Source organism: Dolosigranulum pigrum ATCC 51524 (assembly GCF_000245815.1).
GTDB classification, from domain to species: Bacteria; Bacillota; Bacilli; order Lactobacillales; family Carnobacteriaceae_A; genus Dolosigranulum; species Dolosigranulum pigrum.
The window spans coordinates 854,269-873,076 of the sequence record NZ_JH601103.1; the positions used below are offsets into that span (position 1 = coordinate 854,269).

17 protein-coding genes and 1 tRNA gene are annotated in these 18,808 nt (G+C 38.9%); all 18 read left to right on the plus strand.

What is annotated here, in order from left to right; all coding sequences use genetic code 11:
• The first annotated feature begins 7 nt into the window (after positions 1-7).
• Positions 8-676: a (d)CMP kinase gene (gene cmk / locus HMPREF9703_RS03900; RefSeq protein WP_004635780.1), complete on the plus strand. Its 669-nt coding sequence runs from the start codon at positions 8-10 to the stop codon at positions 674-676.
• 88 nt (positions 677-764) lie between these two features.
• Complete coding sequence (gene rpsA / locus HMPREF9703_RS03905; protein ID WP_004635781.1) at positions 765-2,012, plus strand: 30S ribosomal protein S1; 1,248 nt, start codon at positions 765-767, stop codon at positions 2,010-2,012.
• 100 nt (positions 2,013-2,112) lie between these two features.
• Positions 2,113-3,426 carry a ribosome biogenesis GTPase Der gene (gene der / locus HMPREF9703_RS03910; protein ID WP_004635782.1) on the plus strand — a complete coding sequence of 438 codons (1,314 nt, stop codon included), beginning with the start codon at positions 2,113-2,115 and terminating at the stop codon, positions 3,424-3,426.
• Positions 3,427-3,583: 157 nt separating this feature from the next.
• The gene (hbs, locus tag HMPREF9703_RS03915) at positions 3,584-3,862 is read left to right on the plus strand and encodes a non-specific DNA-binding protein Hbs (RefSeq protein WP_004635784.1); all 279 of its coding nucleotides are present in this window, start codon (positions 3,584-3,586) and stop codon (positions 3,860-3,862) included.
• 74 nt (positions 3,863-3,936) lie between these two features.
• The gene (gene glnA, locus HMPREF9703_RS03920; protein ID WP_004635785.1) at positions 3,937-5,277 is read left to right on the plus strand and encodes a type I glutamate--ammonia ligase; all 1,341 of its coding nucleotides are present in this window, start codon (positions 3,937-3,939) and stop codon (positions 5,275-5,277) included.
• 177 nt (positions 5,278-5,454) lie between these two features.
• Positions 5,455-5,528, plus strand: a tRNA-Arg gene (locus HMPREF9703_RS03925).
• 182 nt (positions 5,529-5,710) lie between these two features.
• Complete coding sequence (locus HMPREF9703_RS03930; protein ID WP_004635787.1) at positions 5,711-6,070, plus strand: DUF2187 family protein; 360 nt, start codon at positions 5,711-5,713, stop codon at positions 6,068-6,070.
• Positions 6,071-6,131: 61 nt separating this feature from the next.
• Positions 6,132-7,058 (plus strand): hypothetical protein, encoded by a 927-nt coding sequence (locus HMPREF9703_RS03935; protein WP_004635789.1) that lies wholly within the window; start codon positions 6,132-6,134, stop codon positions 7,056-7,058.
• Positions 7,059-7,159: 101 nt separating this feature from the next.
• Entirely contained in the window at positions 7,160-8,485 is a 1,326-nt protein-coding gene (tig, locus tag HMPREF9703_RS03940; protein ID WP_004635791.1) for a trigger factor, read from the plus strand.
• A gap of 100 nt (positions 8,486-8,585) precedes the next feature.
• A complete protein-coding gene (clpX, locus tag HMPREF9703_RS03945) occupies positions 8,586-9,845 on the plus strand; it encodes an ATP-dependent Clp protease ATP-binding subunit ClpX (protein ID WP_004635793.1) in 1,260 nt (419 codons plus the stop codon).
• Between the two features lie 161 nt (positions 9,846-10,006).
• On the plus strand, positions 10,007-10,600 hold the full coding sequence (gene yihA / locus HMPREF9703_RS03950; protein ID WP_004635795.1) for a ribosome biogenesis GTP-binding protein YihA/YsxC: 594 nt from the start codon (positions 10,007-10,009) through the stop codon (positions 10,598-10,600).
• Positions 10,601-10,602: 2 nt separating this feature from the next.
• Complete coding sequence (locus tag HMPREF9703_RS03955) at positions 10,603-11,628, plus strand: glutamyl-tRNA reductase (protein WP_004635796.1); 1,026 nt, start codon at positions 10,603-10,605, stop codon at positions 11,626-11,628.
• 36 nt (positions 11,629-11,664) lie between these two features.
• Complete coding sequence (obgE, locus tag HMPREF9703_RS03960) at positions 11,665-12,960, plus strand: GTPase ObgE (RefSeq protein ID WP_004635798.1); 1,296 nt, start codon at positions 11,665-11,667, stop codon at positions 12,958-12,960.
• 26 nt (positions 12,961-12,986) lie between these two features.
• Positions 12,987-13,925: a ribonuclease Z gene (rnz, locus tag HMPREF9703_RS03965; protein ID WP_004635800.1), complete on the plus strand. Its 939-nt coding sequence runs from the start codon at positions 12,987-12,989 to the stop codon at positions 13,923-13,925.
• Positions 13,926-14,003: 78 nt separating this feature from the next.
• Complete coding sequence (locus HMPREF9703_RS03970; RefSeq protein ID WP_004635802.1) at positions 14,004-14,819, plus strand: SDR family NAD(P)-dependent oxidoreductase; 816 nt, start codon at positions 14,004-14,006, stop codon at positions 14,817-14,819.
• A 15-nt stretch (positions 14,820-14,834) separates the two neighbouring features.
• Entirely contained in the window at positions 14,835-17,153 is a 2,319-nt protein-coding gene (gene recJ / locus HMPREF9703_RS03975) for a single-stranded-DNA-specific exonuclease RecJ (protein WP_004635803.1), read from the plus strand.
• Positions 17,153-17,668 (plus strand): adenine phosphoribosyltransferase, encoded by a 516-nt coding sequence (locus tag HMPREF9703_RS03980; protein WP_004635806.1) that lies wholly within the window; start codon positions 17,153-17,155, stop codon positions 17,666-17,668. Before recJ ends, HMPREF9703_RS03980 begins: the two co-directional genes overlap by 1 nt.
• A gap of 30 nt (positions 17,669-17,698) precedes the next feature.
• Positions 17,699-18,775, plus strand: coding sequence for an LLM class flavin-dependent oxidoreductase (locus HMPREF9703_RS03985; protein ID WP_004635807.1), 1,077 nt, complete (start codon positions 17,699-17,701; stop codon positions 18,773-18,775).
• Positions 18,776-18,808 lie beyond the last annotated feature (33 nt).

Genomic DNA, 18,808 nt, shown 5'->3' on the forward strand with positions numbered 1-18,808 from the left:
GTGTCGTATGAGTAAGCACCTTACAATTGCAGTTGATGGACCGGCTTCATCAGGTAAAAGCACTGTGGCAAAGGCCGTTGCTAATCGTTTAGGATTAACGTATATCGATACAGGAGCAATGTATCGTAGCGTGACCTTATATGCCTTACAATCAGATGTCGATTTAGATGACGAGGTAGCGGTAGCACGTTTGTTGGATAACACAACCATTACACTTGAAGATGGAAAAATGGGGCAGGAAGTTTGGCTAAATAATACCGAAGTTACCGAAGCCATACGCCAAGAAGATGTGACGCGACATGTTTCTTTAATCTCATCTTATCGCACAGTTCGCGAAAAATTAGTGGAACAACAACGACAAATGGCTGAAGCTAAAGATGTCATTATGGATGGGCGCGATATTGGAACAGTAGTCTTGCCTAATGCAACCCAAAAATTCTTCTTGAAAGCAAGTGCAGAAGAGCGTGCACGCCGGCGAACAGATGAATATAAACAAAAAGGTATTCAAGCTGAATACGAGCAAGTCTTAGCTGATATTCAAGCGCGCGATCAATATGATTCCAATCGCGCAATATCACCGCTTAAGAAGCCTCATGACGCGATTGTTATTGATACTACTACAATGACAATCGATGAGGTAGTAGAAGCAATTATCCAAAATATCCAAAAAAATTAAAAAGATTTTAATAAATGTTGGCAATTGAGCCGATAATAATGTATAATAATAGATGTATGCAATAAGTACAATTGGGAGGACGTCGTAAATGTCAGAAGAGAACAAAAATCTAGAACAAAACGCATCAATGGATCAGGTTATGGCTGATGTCGTTGATGTTAAACCCGGTGATTTAGTTACTGCCGAGGTTTTAACTATCGATAGCGAAAAGAATGTTGTTGTTGGTTTGGGTAGCGGACAAGAAGGAATTGTCCCTCTACGTGAGCTTTCAACTGATTATGTTGAGGACCCAGCTGATGAAGTAGAAGTTGGCGATTCAATTGAACTAGTTGTCTTAAAAGATGTTAAAGATAAAGAGCAAGGTGGCTTCATCTTATCTAAAAAACGTGTAGACCAACGTAAAGTTTGGGAAGAATTACAGGAAAAAGCAGACAACAATGAGCCAATCGAAGCACAAGTATCTCGCGTTGTTAAAGGTGGGGTAACCGTTGATCTAGGTGTTCGCGGATTTGTTCCAGCATCTCACTTAGATACAAACTTTGTTAGTGACCTAAGCGAATTTGAAGGCAACACTTACGAATTCAAAATCTTAGAAATTGACCCAAGTGACCGTCAATTAATTCTTTCACGTAAAGCATTACTTCAAAAAGAAGAAGAAGCTGAACGTCAAGAAGCGCTTGAAGCACTTGAAGAAGGTTCAACTGTTAAAGGAACTGTTGTTCGTTTAACTAACTTCGGTGCATTTATTAACTTAGGTGGCGTTGATGGATTAGTTCACGTTTCAGAAATTGCTCATGAACGTATTAACCATCCAAAAGACCGCTTGAAAAAAGGCGAAGAAATTGAAGTGAAAGTTCTTAGCGTTGATGTTGAACGTGAACGTGTATCGCTTTCAATTAAAGAACTAATTGCGGGACCATGGGATAACGTGGAAGAAGAATTCAAAGCAGGATCAACTGTTACAGGTCTTGTCAAACGTATCACTGATTTCGGTGCATTCGTTGAGTTGAAGCCTGGTGTTGAAGGACTTGTTCACATTTCTGAATTAGCTCACAAACATGTGGAAACACCACATGAGGTACTTGAAGCTGGTGAAGAAGTTGAAGTGAAAATTCTTGATGTAGATGGAGACCGTCAGCGCGTTTCACTTAGTGTGAAAGCTCTGAAAGAGGCACCAGCTCGTTCAGAAAGCAACCCACAACCAAAACAACGTAAAAAAGATTCATCAGTAAATGTTAAACAACCATCATTACGCGACAACGATGGTGAAGGAGCATTCTCTGTTGGAGATCAAATCGGAGATCAATTAGCTGGATTATTCGGAGATAACGACTAATTTAATATACGATCATAAAACATCTACCCAGCTCCCTGCTTTGCAGTTTGAGTTGGGTAGTTATTTATTACAAGATAATTAATGAAAGAAGGTGAATCAGATGGTTAAACCATTAGTAGCAATTGTAGGTCGACCGAATGTAGGGAAATCAACTATTTTTAACCGTATTGTTGGAGAACGTATATCAATCGTCCGCGATGAGCCGGGAGTCACACGTGATCGGATTTATGCCGATGCGGAATGGTTAGGGAAAGAATTTTCTCTTATTGATACGGGTGGTATCACAATGGATGAAGAACCCTTACACAAAGAGATTAAATTACAAGCTGAAATTGCGATTGAAGAAGCAGATGTTATTATTATGATGACAAGTGTTCAAGATGGCATTACTGATATGGATGATCAAGTAGCGCCTATTCTATATAAATCAGGCAAACCAATTATTCTAGCAGTTAATAAAGCAGACAATCCGGAATTGAGAACAGATATTTATCAATTTTATGCACTAGGCTTGGGTGATCCTTATCCTATTTCAGGTTCGCACGGAACGGGTTTAGGTGATTTATTAGATGAAGTGATCGCTCAATTCCCAGCCGACGAACCAGAACTTTATGGTGAAGATACAATTAAGTTTTCATTAATTGGTCGCCCTAATGTAGGGAAATCAAGTTTAGTGAATAAAATATTAGGTGAGAATCGAGTCATTGTATCTGATATTGAAGGAACAACTCGTGATGCAATTGACACGCCATTCATTACCCAAGATGACCGTGAATTTGTTATGATTGATACGGCTGGTATTCGTCGACGTGGAAAAGTTTATGAAAAGACGGAAAAATATAGTGTTATGCGAGCCATGCGTGCGATTGAACGCTCTGATGTTGTTTTATGTGTAATTGATGCTGAAGTGGGTATTCGTGAACAAGATAAAAAAGTGTTTGGTTATGCTCATGAAGCAGGTAAAGGAATTATTATCGTTGTGAATAAATGGGATACTGTTGAGAAAGATAATCATACTATGCGAGATTTTGAGTTGAAAATTCGCGATCAATTCAGATATTTAAGCTATGCCCCAATTTTATTTGTATCTGCTAAAACGGGTCAACGCTTAGTTCGCATCCCAGAGTATGTTGAAGCGGTCTACCATAATCGCACCCAACGTGTTCAATCAAGTGTCCTAAATGATGTAATGATGGATGCTGTTGCGACCAATCCAGCGCCTGCAAGCGGTGGTAAGCGACTGAAAGTTTATTACGGCACTCAAGTTGCAGTGAGTCCGCCCACATTTGTTGTGTTCGTCAATGATCCAGAATTAATGCATTTCTCTTATGAGCGTTTCTTAGAGAACCGATTCCGTGAAAACTTTGAATTTGTTGGTACGCCGATCAGAATTATTGCGCGAGCTCGAAAATAATTTTTTAAAAATTGTGTGAAATCATTGCAGTATCAAGGTTTATATGGTATCTTAGTATATGGAAAGTCACATATGACTCTTTCAACTATTTTCTCGAATAGAGGGAGTAGAATGAGTAGCTTACAATAAGCTACAATCGTGGAGGTGAAAATAGATTATGGCTAATAAAGCAGATTTAGTAGATAAAGTTGCAGATAAGACTGGCTTGACTAAAAAAGACTCAAACGCTGCAGTTGAAGCAGTATTTGACTCTATTCAAGAATTCTTAGCTGAAGAAGAAAAAGTTCAGTTAATTGGATTCGGTACTTTCGAAGTGCGTGAACGTGCAGCTCGTAAAGGACGTAACCCACAAACTGGCGAAGAAATTCAAATCCCAGCAACTAAAGTGCCTGCCTTCAAAGCAGGTAAGAACCTTAAAGAAGCTGTTAAAGAATAAAAATGCAAACGCATATTTTCCAAACCTGCACGTCAGGTTTGGTTTTTTTCATTAAAAGTAGAATAGGTGATAAGATGAGACAAGTTAGCCCAGAGATGATAAAAAATGATATTAAAGAACAAAATATTCAATTTTTACGCTTAATGTTCACCGATATTTTAGGCACAATCAAAAATGTGGAAGTCCCTGTTTCACAGATTGATAAAGTTCTGGATGGCCAAATGATGTTTGATGGTTGTTCAATCGAAGGCTTTGTCCGTATCAGTGAGTCGGATATGTACTTAAAACCAGATTTGAATACATGGCTTATTTTTCCATGGGAGACAGAAACGTCTACGCCAGCTAAGGTAGCACGCCTGATTTGTGATGTTTATCATGCGAATGGTAAAGTCTTTAAAGGGGACCCCCGTGGAAACTTAAAGCGTGTTTTAAAAGAAGCTGAAGAACTTGGGTTTACCGAGTTTAACCTAGGACCAGAGCCAGAGTTTTTCTTGTTAAAATTTGATGAAGACGGAAAAGTAACTGATACATTGAATGATAATGGGGGATATTTTGACTTAGCGCCGAATGATTTAGCTGAGAACTGTCGTCGTGATATTGTATTAGAACTGCAAGCACTTGGGTTCGAGATTGAAGCGAGTCACCATGAAGCCGCACCTGGTCAACACGAGATTGATTGGCAATATGCAGGAGCGATTGAAGCGTGTGATAATATTCAAACCTTTAAATTAATTGTTAAAACAGTGGCACGTAAACATAACTTACATGCGACCTTTATGCCGAAACCGATCGAAGGGATTAATGGTTCTGGGATGCATATGAATGTATCCTTATTTAAAGGGGAAGAGAATGCATTTGTTGATGAAGATGGTGAGACATTATCAATCGATGCGGGACATTTTATCGCTGGGTTAATTGATCATGCGATGGGACTGACTGCTATTACGAATCCAATCGTCAACTCATATAAACGACTCATTCCTGGCTTTGAAGCACCAACTAGCATTGCGTGGAGCGGCCAAAATCGTACACCGATGATTCGCATTCCAAGTTCGCGTGGTAAATCCACTCGTATTGAAGTGCGTTCAGTTGATCCAAGTGCCAATCCGTATCTAGCAATGGCCTGTATTTTAAAGGCAGGTCTACAAGGGATCAAAGACAAAATGGAAGCCCCACAGCCTAAAAACCAAAATATGTATGACTTGAATGAGAAAGAACTGGAAGAAGAAGGTATTAAACAATTACCATCCACATTGAAAGAAGCAATTAATGAACTAAAAGCGAGTCCTCTCATGCAAGATGCATTAGGCGATCATATTTATACCCATTTTGTCAAGATGAAAGAACTTGAATGGAAAGAGTATAGTGCCAGTGTGTCTGAATGGGAAAAAGATCGTTACTTGGAATTGTATTAATGTGCCGAAAATTTAACGCTCAATTCAATTAATATGAATGGTTCTTATCTAAATAGTAACCCGAGAATTGGAGGAATCTACTTTAATTCTCGGGTATTATATAAAATGAAGGATTTCTGAACAATATCTTGACTTTTTAAAATTAAGATGGTAAAATATTACTTGTGATTGAGTGATGTATCCGTAGCTCAGCTGGATAGAGCATTCGCCTTCTAAGCGAACGGTCGGAGGTTCGAATCCTCTCGGATACGCTAAAGCCTTACAATCTTTGCGATTGTAAGGCTTTTTCTGTGTTTGACTTAGAAAATCATTCGTTAATATGAACTTCTTTTATGGGGGAAGGGGACAGATATAATGGCTATCAGTGGCTTTGTTAAGAGATTTATGATAAAATGGTGTAGGTACACGACTTGATTAAGAAGAGGGGATGTTTATGGCTAAACCAAAAATTACAAACGAAATTCAAAATTTAGTAGAAACAGAACTGCGAAAAGGTGCCAGTAATTCGCGAATTGCTAATTTGTTGGAGCTTGATTACAAAGAAGCCGTCGAAATTATCGATACAATTAAAGAAAATTTACGTCCAGATATCGGAGACGTAATAATGTTCTCCTTTAGAGAAGAACCTATGGAGGGAGAAATTGAGAAGTTATTGACTAACAGTGCGATTGTTCGGATCGACTGGGAGAACTCTTCAAAAGAGATGCATGATTTAATGGAAGAAAAAACAGTTGTCAACTTCAAAGATATCGAAGGCTTTAAATATCAAGCTAATGAAGATGAGACAGAATAATTAGTATTAGAAGCGTTAGTCACAGTACTGGCGCTTTTCGCCATAAAAGGAGATTACAGTTTTGGGTAAGGTGTATCAATTTCCGTATAATTCGGCACAACTTAGACAGCAGATAAGACAAGCCGAAGAGAATGAGGATTATGTAGCAAGTTATCACTATGCTAAGTTGCTCCTTCAAGAAACAGACGATTTGGAAGTGCTACATTTGGTGAGTTTTTTCGCCAATAAAATAGGAGCATATGACGAGGCACTTACCCTCATGGATGATAGAATAGAAGACGTCTTATCCCATGAAAGGTTAAGTAAACAATATTGTCAGCTGCTTATGGCATCGGGTCAAACGGAGACAGCTTTAGAAATAGCAACGGTTTTGCAGGAAGGGAATCGTAGTGATCCTGAGTGGGCAACGTTGATCGATGATATTCAAGCCGTATCGACGTTACGAAGGTATGATCAGGTAGACATGGACGATCTAAATCAGCAACTGAGGAGGCTTCGTTCCCTTGAGCAGCCCCATCAATTAGAGGTTATCTCGCAGGCTCATTTATTAAGCAGTGACACATTACTTAATTTAGCTCCTGCTATTTTAACAGCGACAGATTTGTCTCAATTGGTGAAGACTAGCTTTATTCAAGTGTTGCTGCAAAAAAATTGTAAGGAAGCACTTGATTTATATTGGCACGGGCAGGAGCGACAGATTGTATTAGCAACCCTTGATGTATTCGAAGAAGCACCTTTATCGCAAGAGATCATTCATCAGCTTGATCACCAGCTAATGGAGTATCCTAATCAGCGACAAGTTATTATTCAAGAAGCTGTCTTTCATCTTATGCAGTTATATCCTTTTGTTGGGGAGGTAATTCAAGATATTGATCATTGGGTACTGCTCTATCAACAAAAATTTATACAGCATACGTTCTTGACAGCAGAAAATGAACAACAAAATCAACAAAAAAAGTGGTTTAATAAATTAATTGCCATAATTTGAGCAAAAAATTTTACAAATGGCGTACTCTATTGTATGATTAAAGAGTATGTTTATAAAGTAAAAAATATTATAATAAATTGTTTTCGGAGGTTATAGAGTCTATGACAGCAACATTTGAAAAAAAGGGTCCAGTAACTGGACAAATTGAGTTTACAATTGAAAGAGCAACAATCGAAGAAGGATTGGACCGTGCATTTAAGAAAATACGTGGTCGCTTGAACGTTCCTGGTTTCAGAAAAGGGAAAGTTCCACGTAAGTTATTCAACAAGATGTATGGTGAAGAGGCATTGTACGAAGATGCATTAAACGACCTCTTACCACGTGCTTACCAAAAAGCATTGGCAGAACTTGAAGATGAAGATTTCGAATTAGTTGGTGAGCCAAGTATTGATATTAAGTCAATGGAAAAAGATGCTGACTGGGAAATTATCGCAGAAGTTCCGTTGAAGCCAGAAGTGACTTTAGGTGACTACAAAAATATCGAAGTAACTAAACAAGACCGTACAGTAACGGATGAAGATGTTGCTGATGAATTAGAATCTCGTCGCCAGCGTGCCGTTGAATTAGCATTAAAAGATGATGCGGCTGAAGAAGGCGATACAGTTGTGATTGACTTCGAAGGTTACAAAGACGGTGAAAAATTTGACGGTGGTTCTGCAGAAAATCACTCACTTGAACTTGGATCAGGTCAATTCATTCCAGGTTTTGAAGATCAATTAATTGGGGCAAAATCAGGCGATGAGAAAGATGTCGAGGTCACTTTCCCTGAAGAGTATGGTGCAGAAGAGTTAGCTGGCCAAGATGTTGTTTTCAAAGTTGTTGTCCACGAAGTAAAAGAAAAACGTGTTCCAGAGTTGGATGACGAATTTGCAAAAGATGTCGATGATGAAGTTGAAACATTGGATGAATTAAAAGATAAGATTCGTCAGCAGTTAGAGAAATCTAAAGACCGAGCTGCAACTGAGGCAACAGATGATGAAGCAATTCAAAAAGCAGTTGAAAATGCAGAAGTTCCTGAAATCCCTGAAGCAATGATTGATGAAGAAGTTGACCGTCAATTCAACTTGTTTATTAATAACTTGCAACAACAAGGTATCAGCAAAGATCAATACATGAGTATGATTGGTACGTCTGAACAAGAGTTGCGCAATCAGTTCCGCAATGAAGCAGACTTCAATGTGAAGACAAACTTGGTCTTAGAAGCGATTGCTAAAGCAGAAAATATCGATGTAACAACTGAAGATATTGATGCTGAAATCAAAGATCTAGCTGAACAATATGGTATGGAAGAAGACCGTGTTCGCGGCATTCTATCAGAAGATCTATTGAAACACGATATTTCATTGAAAAAATCAATTGATCTAATTACAACAACGGCTGAAGAAGTACTTGAGCCAGTTGAAGCATCTGATGAGGATAGCGAATAATTTATTTTACAATACAGTGATGAGAAAGAAAAAAGGGATGCTCGTGCATTCCTTTTTTACACTAAAAATATGAACAATGAAGTAGAGGTGTGATGAACTAATGGAGAAAGATACAGATGCTCCGAAGAATGTAACTTGTTCATTCTGTGGAAAATCCCAAGATCAAGTAGAAAAAGTTGTAGCGGGCCCAGGAGTCTATATTTGTGATGAGTGTGTCGATTTGTGTAATGACATTATGGAAGATATTGATGTAGATACGGCCCAAACAATTGAAGATTTGCCGAAGCCGGCTGAGATTCGTGACATTTTAGATGATTATGTTATTGGCCAGAATGCAGCCAAAAGAGCACTCTCTGTTGCGGTTTACAATCATTACAAGCGGGTCAATTACTTAGATCAGATGACGGGCGAGGACGATGATATTGAACTTCAAAAGAGTAATATTTGTCTGATTGGACCAACTGGATCAGGTAAGACGTATCTTGCACAAACACTTGCTCGTATTCTGAATGTCCCATTTGCTATTGCGGATGCCACAAACTTAACCGAAGCGGGATATGTCGGAGATGATGTGGAAAATATCTTATTGAAGTTGTTGCAATCAGCTGACTTCGATGTTGATAAAGCAGAACACGGCATTATTTATGTTGATGAGATTGATAAAATTGCCCGTAAATCGGAAAATGTCTCTATCACACGTGATGTGAGTGGTGAAGGTGTTCAGCAAGCCTTGCTCAAGATCTTGGAAGGGACGACAGCAAGTGTTCCCCCACAAGGAGGACGTAAACATCCTCAACAAGAAATGATTCAAATCGATACAACCAATATCTTGTTCATTGTAGGTGGAGCTTTCGATGGGATCGAAAATATTGTGAAAGAACGTCTCGGTGATAAAGTAATCGGATTTGGTGCCTCAAGTACGCGGAAAGATCTAAGCACAAAAGAAAGCATTATGCGCCACATTATTCCAGAAGATCTATTGAAATACGGCTTAATTCCAGAATTTATTGGTCGTCTTCCGGTAACTTCTGTATTAGATAAATTAACGGAAGAGGATTTAGTTGAGATCTTAACGCAACCGAAAAATTCGCTAGTTAAACAATACCGTAAGTTGTTCCAGATGGATAATGTAGAGTTGGAGTTCGATGAAGAAGCTTTGCGTATTATTGGTCGCCGAGCGATCGAACGCGATACAGGAGCACGTGGATTACGCTCAATTATTGAAAGTGTGATGATGGATGTTATGTTCGATGTACCATCCAATGATGACGTGAAACGAGTAGTTGTCACCAAAGAAGCTGCTAATCATGAAGAACAGCCGAAGTTCTATGATGAAGAAGGTAATTTAATTGCTTCATAGCAAATAAACATAAACACTCATTGTCCGGAGATGGGCCTATAAAATTAGAAGGGTTACTCTAACTTTTGGGGCGACATCAGGAGGCAGTGAGTGTTTTTACTTGTTCTTATTTTGTGATATAATTGTAGGGAGATTTCAGCAAATGCAAGGAGGCAACAGAAATGGTTCAAGTAAATTATGCAGATATCTTAATAAGTGCTGTTCGACCGGAACAGTATCCTGATGAGGGGCTTCCCGAAATTGCATTAGCTGGGCGGTCAAATGTTGGGAAATCATCCTTTATTAATACGATGATTAACCGAAAAAAGTTAGCACGAACATCGAGTAAACCGGGAAAAACACGGACACTCAATTTTTTTAATATTAATCATGATTTCTTATTTGTCGATGTACCTGGTTATGGGTATGCTAAGGTGTCTAAGAGTGAACGTGAGAAGTGGAGTCAAATGATGGAAGATTATTTCTCCGCTCGAGAAGAATTATCTCTCGTAGTGCAAATTGTAGACTTTAGACATGAACCCACTGAGTTGGATATTCAGATGTACGAGTATTTAAAGTACTTTGACTTGCCGGTATTAATTGTCGCAACTAAAGCTGACAAAATTAAAAAGTCACGTTATAACAAACATCTAAGTCAATTGAAAAAGGCGTTGAACGTTGATGATGAGGATCATATTGTTATTTACTCATCACATACATTGGATGGGAAAGAAGAAGCATGGTCTATCATGTTGGATTATATAAGGAATGACTAGTTATGAAAGTAATTATGTATGGTGTCAGCTTAGAGACGGTTTCGGAACAAGATATTGCCCGATACCGACTGTCAGCTCAGGATAAAGCCAATCATCTCATTGATATCAAGCAATTCGCTGGGGTGGAAGAAGTACTCTTGCTCACATCAGAATTTCAGAATGAATATTATCTATACGTAGATGAAGCACAATTTAAACATGGTGATTTTTTGCGGTACTTGGCTAATTATGCTGAGAAATCGCTGAAAGAAGTCATCTTGGAAACATATAGTAAATTTGCTGATGATGTAATGAAACATTTGTTAGCTCAAATAAGTGGTCAAGAACGAGATAATTATGGGCAAGAGTTAGCATTCAAAGATTTTTCAGAAGCTATTTTGTTAGCTCAAACTTCTCAGACGATGGGGAACTATTTGCAGCAACTTTTTCAACAGGTATTGATATTTAATTTTAAATTATATGACAATAGTGGATTGAATCCGTTGTTAACAGCAAGCGATCATTGGTTGAAGCAGTATGTGGAACAGAATACTTCGTTGCAAAATGTTGTTATAATGGGACGTTCATATGAGACGCTTTATCGCGCTTTTTTAATCTTGTATTTAACGGATGCGTCTGTCATATTTTGTCTATCTGATAATGCTCAATCTAAACAACTTAAATCGATAACAGAACTTATCAATACAGCCCAGCAACGGTTGAAAATTGCTGAGTGTGGGTACTGTTATCGTCTAGCAACAGCGGATCTTATATTGATGGATGCGCAGTCTATTTCACCTATACAACTATCTGAAATGATTGAAGAAGTTAGACAGACACCAAAGCAAGTAACGGTCATTAGCAATCTTGATTCGGAAGCTATTAGCAAGGATGCATTGGCTCATTTTAAGTGGGTAACTAAGTCAGATTTAACAGCTTCTTCTTACAATGATGAACAACGTGAAGAAGCCCATAAGTTATTGACCGAATTAATCGTGACATTTAGTGCCAATGAATTGAATCGCATTGTTATAGAAGATACTTTATAGGTTACTATAGCAAAATTTTTGAAAGGAGGCGTAATAATGAGTATGTTTGTTGATTATACGAAAGTAAATGTAAAAGCAGGAAAAGGAGGCGACGGGATGGTGGCCTTCCGTCGTGAAAAATATGAGCCAGATGGTGGACCGGCTGGAGGTAATGGTGGTCGTGGTGGAAATGTTGTCTTCGTCGTGGATGAAGGTTTGCGAACGTTAGTTGATTTCCGCTACAATCCTCATTTTAAAGCTGATCACGGCGAAAAAGGAAAGCGTAAAAATATGCATGGAAAAAATGCTAAAGCTCTTGAGATAGCTGTCCCACCAGGCACAGTTGTTCGAGATGCCAATACTGGTGAATTTATTGCTGATTTGAAAGAAGATGGCCAGTCAGCTATTATTGCTAAGGGAGGTCGTGGGGGTAAAGGAAATGTACACTTCGCCACACATAATAATCCCGCGCCATCTATTGCCGAAAATGGCGAACCTGGTGAGGAACGTGATGTCGAGTTAGAATTGAAAGTCTTGGCTGATGTAGGTCTAGTTGGCTTTCCATCAGTTGGGAAATCAACCTTATTATCAGTTATCTCAGGTGCAAAACCTAAAATTGGAGCCTATCATTTTACGACATTAGTGCCTAATTTAGGAGTAGTCGATTTAGATGATGGACGCGGTTTTGTATTAGCTGATATTCCTGGCTTGATTGAGGGGGCCTCAGAAGGTGTCGGTTTAGGTATTTCCTTCTTAAAACATATCGAACGCACGCGATTAATATTACACGTTATCGATATGAGTGGAATGGAAGGACGTGATCCATTCGAAGATTTCCAGACGATTAATCGAGAGCTGGAAAGTTATGAACTAAACTTGTTAGAGCGAAAACAAGTTATTGTCGCTAATAAGATGGATATGCCTGAATCAGCTGATAATTTAGAGATTTTCAAAGAAGAAATGACAGAAGCAGGATTAGATCATGAAATTATTGAAGTGTCTGCTTTAACTAAAACCGGTTTAGATCAGTTAAAAAGACGAGTAGCTGATTTGGTTGAAGACTTACCGGATTATGTGCCTCATGCAAAAGAAGAACAAGATCGCGTTGTTTATAAACATGAGACTCAAGAAAAACCATTCCACATTACACAAGATCCAGACGGGACATGGGTTCTTTATGGTGATGAATTAGAGCGCTTATTTGCGATGACGAACTTCGACCATGATGAAGCCATTATGCGATTCTCTAGACAATTACGTGGTATGGGAATTGATGCTGAACTCCGTGAAAAAGGTGCTCTTCATGGGGATTTGGTTCGAATTGAAGATTTTGTATTTGAGTTTGTCGAATAAAAAGATGCATTAAAGGATGACGCAGTATGGAGTTATTATTTTTAGGAACAGGGTCTGGTGTGCCTTCTAAGCATCGAAATGTGTCAAGTTTAGCTTTGAAATTATTGGATGAGTTAAATGAAATTTGGTTATTTGATTGTGGCGAAGCAACGCAGCATAAAATACTGCACACGACATTGAAGCCGCGAAAAATTAATAAAGTCTTCATCACACACATGCATGGCGATCATATTTATGGCTTACCTGGATTCTTAAGTAGTCGTTCTTTTCAAGGTGGAGAAGATCCGTTGACTATTTACGGGCCTAAAGGAATTAAACATTTTGTCTTGTCAACATTGAAATTGTCTCATACCCGTGTTTCGTACCGATTAAAGTTTGTTGAGTTTACAGATGGGGACGTATTAATGGATACGGATTATTGCACGGTTCGTGTCGAGCGACTGAACCACGGAGTCGATGCTTATGGCTTTCGGATTGAAGAGAAAGACAAGATTGGTTCTTTAGATGCCGAGCGATTAGTAGCAGCTGGTGTACCATTTGGGCCATTGTTTGGTCGGCTAAAGCAAGGAGAGGTTGTTATCTTGGATGATGGTCGTGAAATAGACGGGAAAGATTATATTGGTCCGGATATTAAAGGGAGAACTGTTACCATTTTAGGAGATACGAAACCAACTGAATCTATTTACCGCCTCGCTAAGGGAGCAGATGTCTTAGTACATGAAGCAACCTTTGCTCACCCGGATAAGGAGCTAGCTCGTAGTTATAATCATTCGACTAATGTGCAAGCCGCCCATCAAGCAAAATCAGCTGGGGTGAAGACCTTATTGTTAAACCATATTAGTTCACGCTATTTGTACCATGATGTGAAAGCTTTAGAACAGGGAGCTCGCGAAGTGTTTGAAGAAACATATGTGATGAATGATTTGGATGAGTATGAGGTTTTGCACGTCGAGCAGGAGTCGTAATCGATAGATAGTTTAAACCAATAATAATAAGAGAGCGAACGTTTGTCAGTTCGCTCTTCACTTTTGAAGGGGGACATTATGCAATCATTATTTAGTTTTGTGCAAGCATCACCATCACTTAAAGGGCAGACTATACTCATTACCGGAGCTAGCTCAGGAATCGGTGAACAAATTGCCAAACAAGTCGCTACGAAAGAAGCAACGGTAATATTAACTGGACGCCATTATGGACGATTAAGTGCAGTGAAAGAAGCATGTGAACAAGCAAGCGGGCATAAAGCTTATATGTATCAGCTAGATTTAGCCGATATTGATCAAGTGGATAAGGTGCTATCAACTATTTTAGACCAGCATCGGGTGGATGTTTTAATGAATAATGCAGGATATGGGATAACTGAATTATTCGTCGAAAATAATTACCAAGATATTGAGAAGTTATTTCAAGTAAATATTTTATCGTTGATGTATGTAACGCAACGAATTGCCATCCAAATGTTAGATCATGGTGGTGGTCATCTGTTTCATACGGCATCGATGGCGGGAAAGGTAGCTACACCTAAAACAGCTGTATACTCTGCTACAAAAGCGGCAGTCATTGCTTTTAGTAATGCTTTGCGAGTAGAGCTTGCACCATATAATATACACGTTACAACGATTAATCCCGGTCCCGTTGATACACGCTTTTTTGAACGAATTGGTTCAGGGCAACAGTATTTAGAGCGTGTGGAGCGGTTCATGTTATCCAGTGAAGAAGTGGCTAGCAAAGTTGTGGCATCAATTGGTCATGCTAAGCGAGAAATTACAGTGCCGTGGAGTTTGAAGTTAGGTAATGCACTGTATCACGTAATGCCAAGTGTAGGCGACAAGATTTTACAAACATTATTTAGTAAATAAGAAAGGGGGATTCTCTTGATCAAACAAATGGAATGGGATGTTCATTCATTGCCGGATAATACAACTGTTCAAGCATTAGCAGACGAAACCCGTTATTCACCTTATTTTTTAAGTATTTGTTATCAAAAAGGCTTGCGTACAATCGAGGAAATAGAGTCCTTTATTCAACCAGATGAAACATGGTTGCATGATCCCTTCTTATTACATGATATGCAACGAACTATTGATCGATTGGAAGAAGCGATTGCAGAAGGGCAGCTTATTACGATTTATGGTGATTATGATGCGGATGGCGTGACGAGTACTGCTATTATGTATGAGACATTGCTGTCAGTGGGAGCTCATGTTAATTATTATATTCCTAATCGATTTACAGATGGTTACGGGCCTAATAAAGAGGTATTTAACCAATTGATTAAGGAAGGGACCGAACTGATTCTAACAGTTGATAACGGAGTATCTGGACAGGAAGCCATTATGTCTGCTCAAGCGCAAGGGGTTGATGTTATTGTATCAGACCATCATGATTTGCCAGATGACTTGCCTGATGCTTATGCTATAGTCCATCCTAGACATCCTGCTGCTCATTATCCATTCGGCGATTTATCGGGAGCAGGTGTGGCTTTGAAAATTGCCCATGCTTTACTGGGAGATTTTCCAGTTGAAGTATTTGATTTAGCGGCGATTGGAACAGTAGCCGATATGGTTAGTTTATTGGGTGAAAATCGAGCCATTGTAAAATTTGGTTTGCAACAATTGAATCAGACTAGTCGAGCGGGAATCTGGCAATTATGTGAGCAATTAGAGCTTAAGTTGCAGGACATTGATGAGACTGCAATTGGTTTCAAGATAGCCCCTATTTTGAATGCAGTGGGTAGATTACAAGATGCTACGCCGGCAGTCGAGTTATTAGTATCAATTGATGATGATCAAATTAATCAATTAGTTCCGCAATTATTGGAATGGAATGAAGAGAGAAAAGCGATTGTCGACCAAATAGTCGCAGAAGCCCTTGAGCAAGTTGGTGAATCCCCTCCAGATATTATTATGTTATGGGATGAAAAGTGGCACGAAGGCGTATTAGGAATAGTTGCAAGCCAACTTGTTCGTGAATTTGGGAAGCCAGCTATTGTAATGAAAAAGAAGCCAGAGCAAGGAGTAGTGAAAGGCTCTGCTCGAAGTATTGAAGCCTTTCATTTATTTAATATTTGTAATCAAAAACGAGATTTATTTACGAGCTTTGGGGGGCATCATATGGCGGCTGGTATGACAATTCCTCTCGAAAATGTTGAGACATTACGAGAGTACTTAACGCAAGAGGCGACTCGAATAAAAAAAGAGACAGCTTTTAAACCAACTATTGCGATTGACAATCAATTGGATCTTGCGACAGTCTCTGTTGAAGCAATTGAAGAAGTTAATTTGTTAAGACCATTTGGGATGAACAATAAGAAGCCAATTCATCTGATTGAAGCGGTTCATCCGTCTGAAGTGAGACGAATTGGGGCGGATAAGAGTCATCTGAAGCTGACAGTATCTGATAAGGCTAATCAGTCACTAGATGCGATCGGGTTTGGCTTGGGCTCGGCTGCGGAGTATTTAACGCCAAAATCGCAAATGAGTTTGGTTGGAGAACTAGATATTAACGAATGGAATGGTCATCGTAAAGCGCAATTCATGATTTCGGATATTGAGGTACTTACGCCACTTGTAACGGACAAGCGTGTGACGGATCTCTTCAAGTCATTATTTAAGCACCCTAATACAACTTATGTATTCTTTCATCCAAAGATTTACCAAGCTTCTATAGCACATATTCATCCACAGTCAGAAGCTATCTTAGTAACTAAGCAAGTGACGGACAAAATTTTATCGACAACTAAAGTAGCTCTCGTGGATTGTCCGAACTCAATTGAACAATTCCGACAAATTTGGCCCATAATTAAGGACAATGAACTCATATTATATTTATATTCCCATGAAGATGTCTATATGACTGGTCTGCCTAATCGTGAGCAAGAGACAACGCTTTATAAATATTTGTTCAAGCATAAGCAGTTACCTATTAAAAATTTACCGAAAAAAATTGCCCATTATTTGGGAATAAAAGAAAATATGATTAAATATCTCTTAGAGATGTTTTTAGAAGCAAAGTTTGTTAAAATAAAAGGGGATATGCTTATATTAGAAGAGCAGCCCACTGAAGTAAATTTACATGAAACAATGACGTATCAGCGACTTAATTCTCTTATGAAAGCAGAAGAATTATTCGTATACAGCTCAATAAATGAACTAATTACACAATTTATGTTATGGAATAAGGAGATTCAGTAATGGACATCAAAAAACATATTGCAAGTATTGAAAATTATCCAAGCGAAGGTATTGTGTTTCGCGATATTTCACCACTTTTAGCGGATGGTCAAGCGTTTAAATCAGCAATTCAAGAAATTGTAGCATTTTGTAAAGACAAAGAAGTTGAGATGATTGTTGGGCCAGAAGCTCGAGGGTTTATCGTAGGGTGCCCAGTTGCTTATGAGATGGGAATTGGGTTCGCACCCGCACGTAAAAAAGGAAAATTACCACGAGAAACTATCGAAAAAAGTTATGGGCTTGAGTATGGGGATGATGTCTTACAACTTCATAAAGATGCGATCACTCCAGGACAACGTATACTTGTCTGCGATGATTTACTTGCAACGGGTGGTACCATTAAAGCGACAATTGATCTTATTGAAGAATTAGGTGGAGAAGTTGTCGGAACAGCTTTCTTTATCGAGTTATTATCGCTTAATGGTCGTGAAAAAATTGAAGGATACGACATTTTATCACTTGCTCAATACGAATAATAGCAGGTGAAAGCAGTATAAGGTGGTATTATGAAGCAAACAATGTATAATAAACAACGAATTCATAAGACAAATGGATTAGAGCTAGGTCTGTTTACATCCGGTGATTATTTGCCACATCCAACAACAAAAAAGTGCCAAACACCATCAGAGCGCATTCAACAAATCATTCAGATGGGTCAACTTGCTGAACAGGCAGGCTTGGATATATTTCAAGTAGGTGAAGCTCACCAGAAGCATTTTTTATCACAGTCGCAGATGACGATTTTAGCCAGTATTGCTGCAACAACCAATCAGATTAAGTTATCAACAGGGGCAACAATTATTGGCGTAGCGGATCCTGTTAGAGTCTTTGAGGATGCAGCAACCATTGATTTAATTTCTAATGGTCGTATGGAGCTTGTCTGTGGCCGTTCTCAGCGTTTAGGTTTATTTAAGCTGTTGGGCTACTCTCTAGATGATTATGAAGAGTTATTTGATGAAAAATTTCAGTTGCTTTTAGCTCTCAATCACCAGGAAGTAGTTAATTGGACAGGGGAATTCCGTCCACCACTGGAAGATCAATTGATTCTGCCGCGCCCTTATAATCAAGAACAATTACCTATATATCGAGCGGTGCGTGGATCGGTCAATTCACTTCGAGAAGCTGCTCAGATGGGAGTACCCATATACTGTGCGCAATTAGATAGAGACTTGGATACCATGAAAGCGTATCTTAATGTTTATCGGGAAGAATTGTCTAATGCTGGATATCAACCTGATGACATGCCAATTGCAACAGCAGGGTATTTGTATGTAGGGCCAGGTAGTCAGCAAGCCACTAAAAACTATCAGCATTATATTTCAGCTGGATATGATCGGTTACAGACGGATATTTATGAGAGTGTTGATTTTGAACATGCTCAGTCTGTTGATAGTTTAATCAACGTAGGTTCACCATCACTAGTTGTTGATAAATTACTAAAACAACATGAAGAACTGGGTCACCAGCGATTTGTTGGGCAGATTGATTTCGGTGGGGTGACCTTTGATGAAATTAGACGAACCATCGATTTAATAGGAGAAAAAGTCATACCGGAAGTAAAAAAATATACTGCTAAAAAGTAAAAAAAGAGACCACATCACACTTGATGTGGTCTC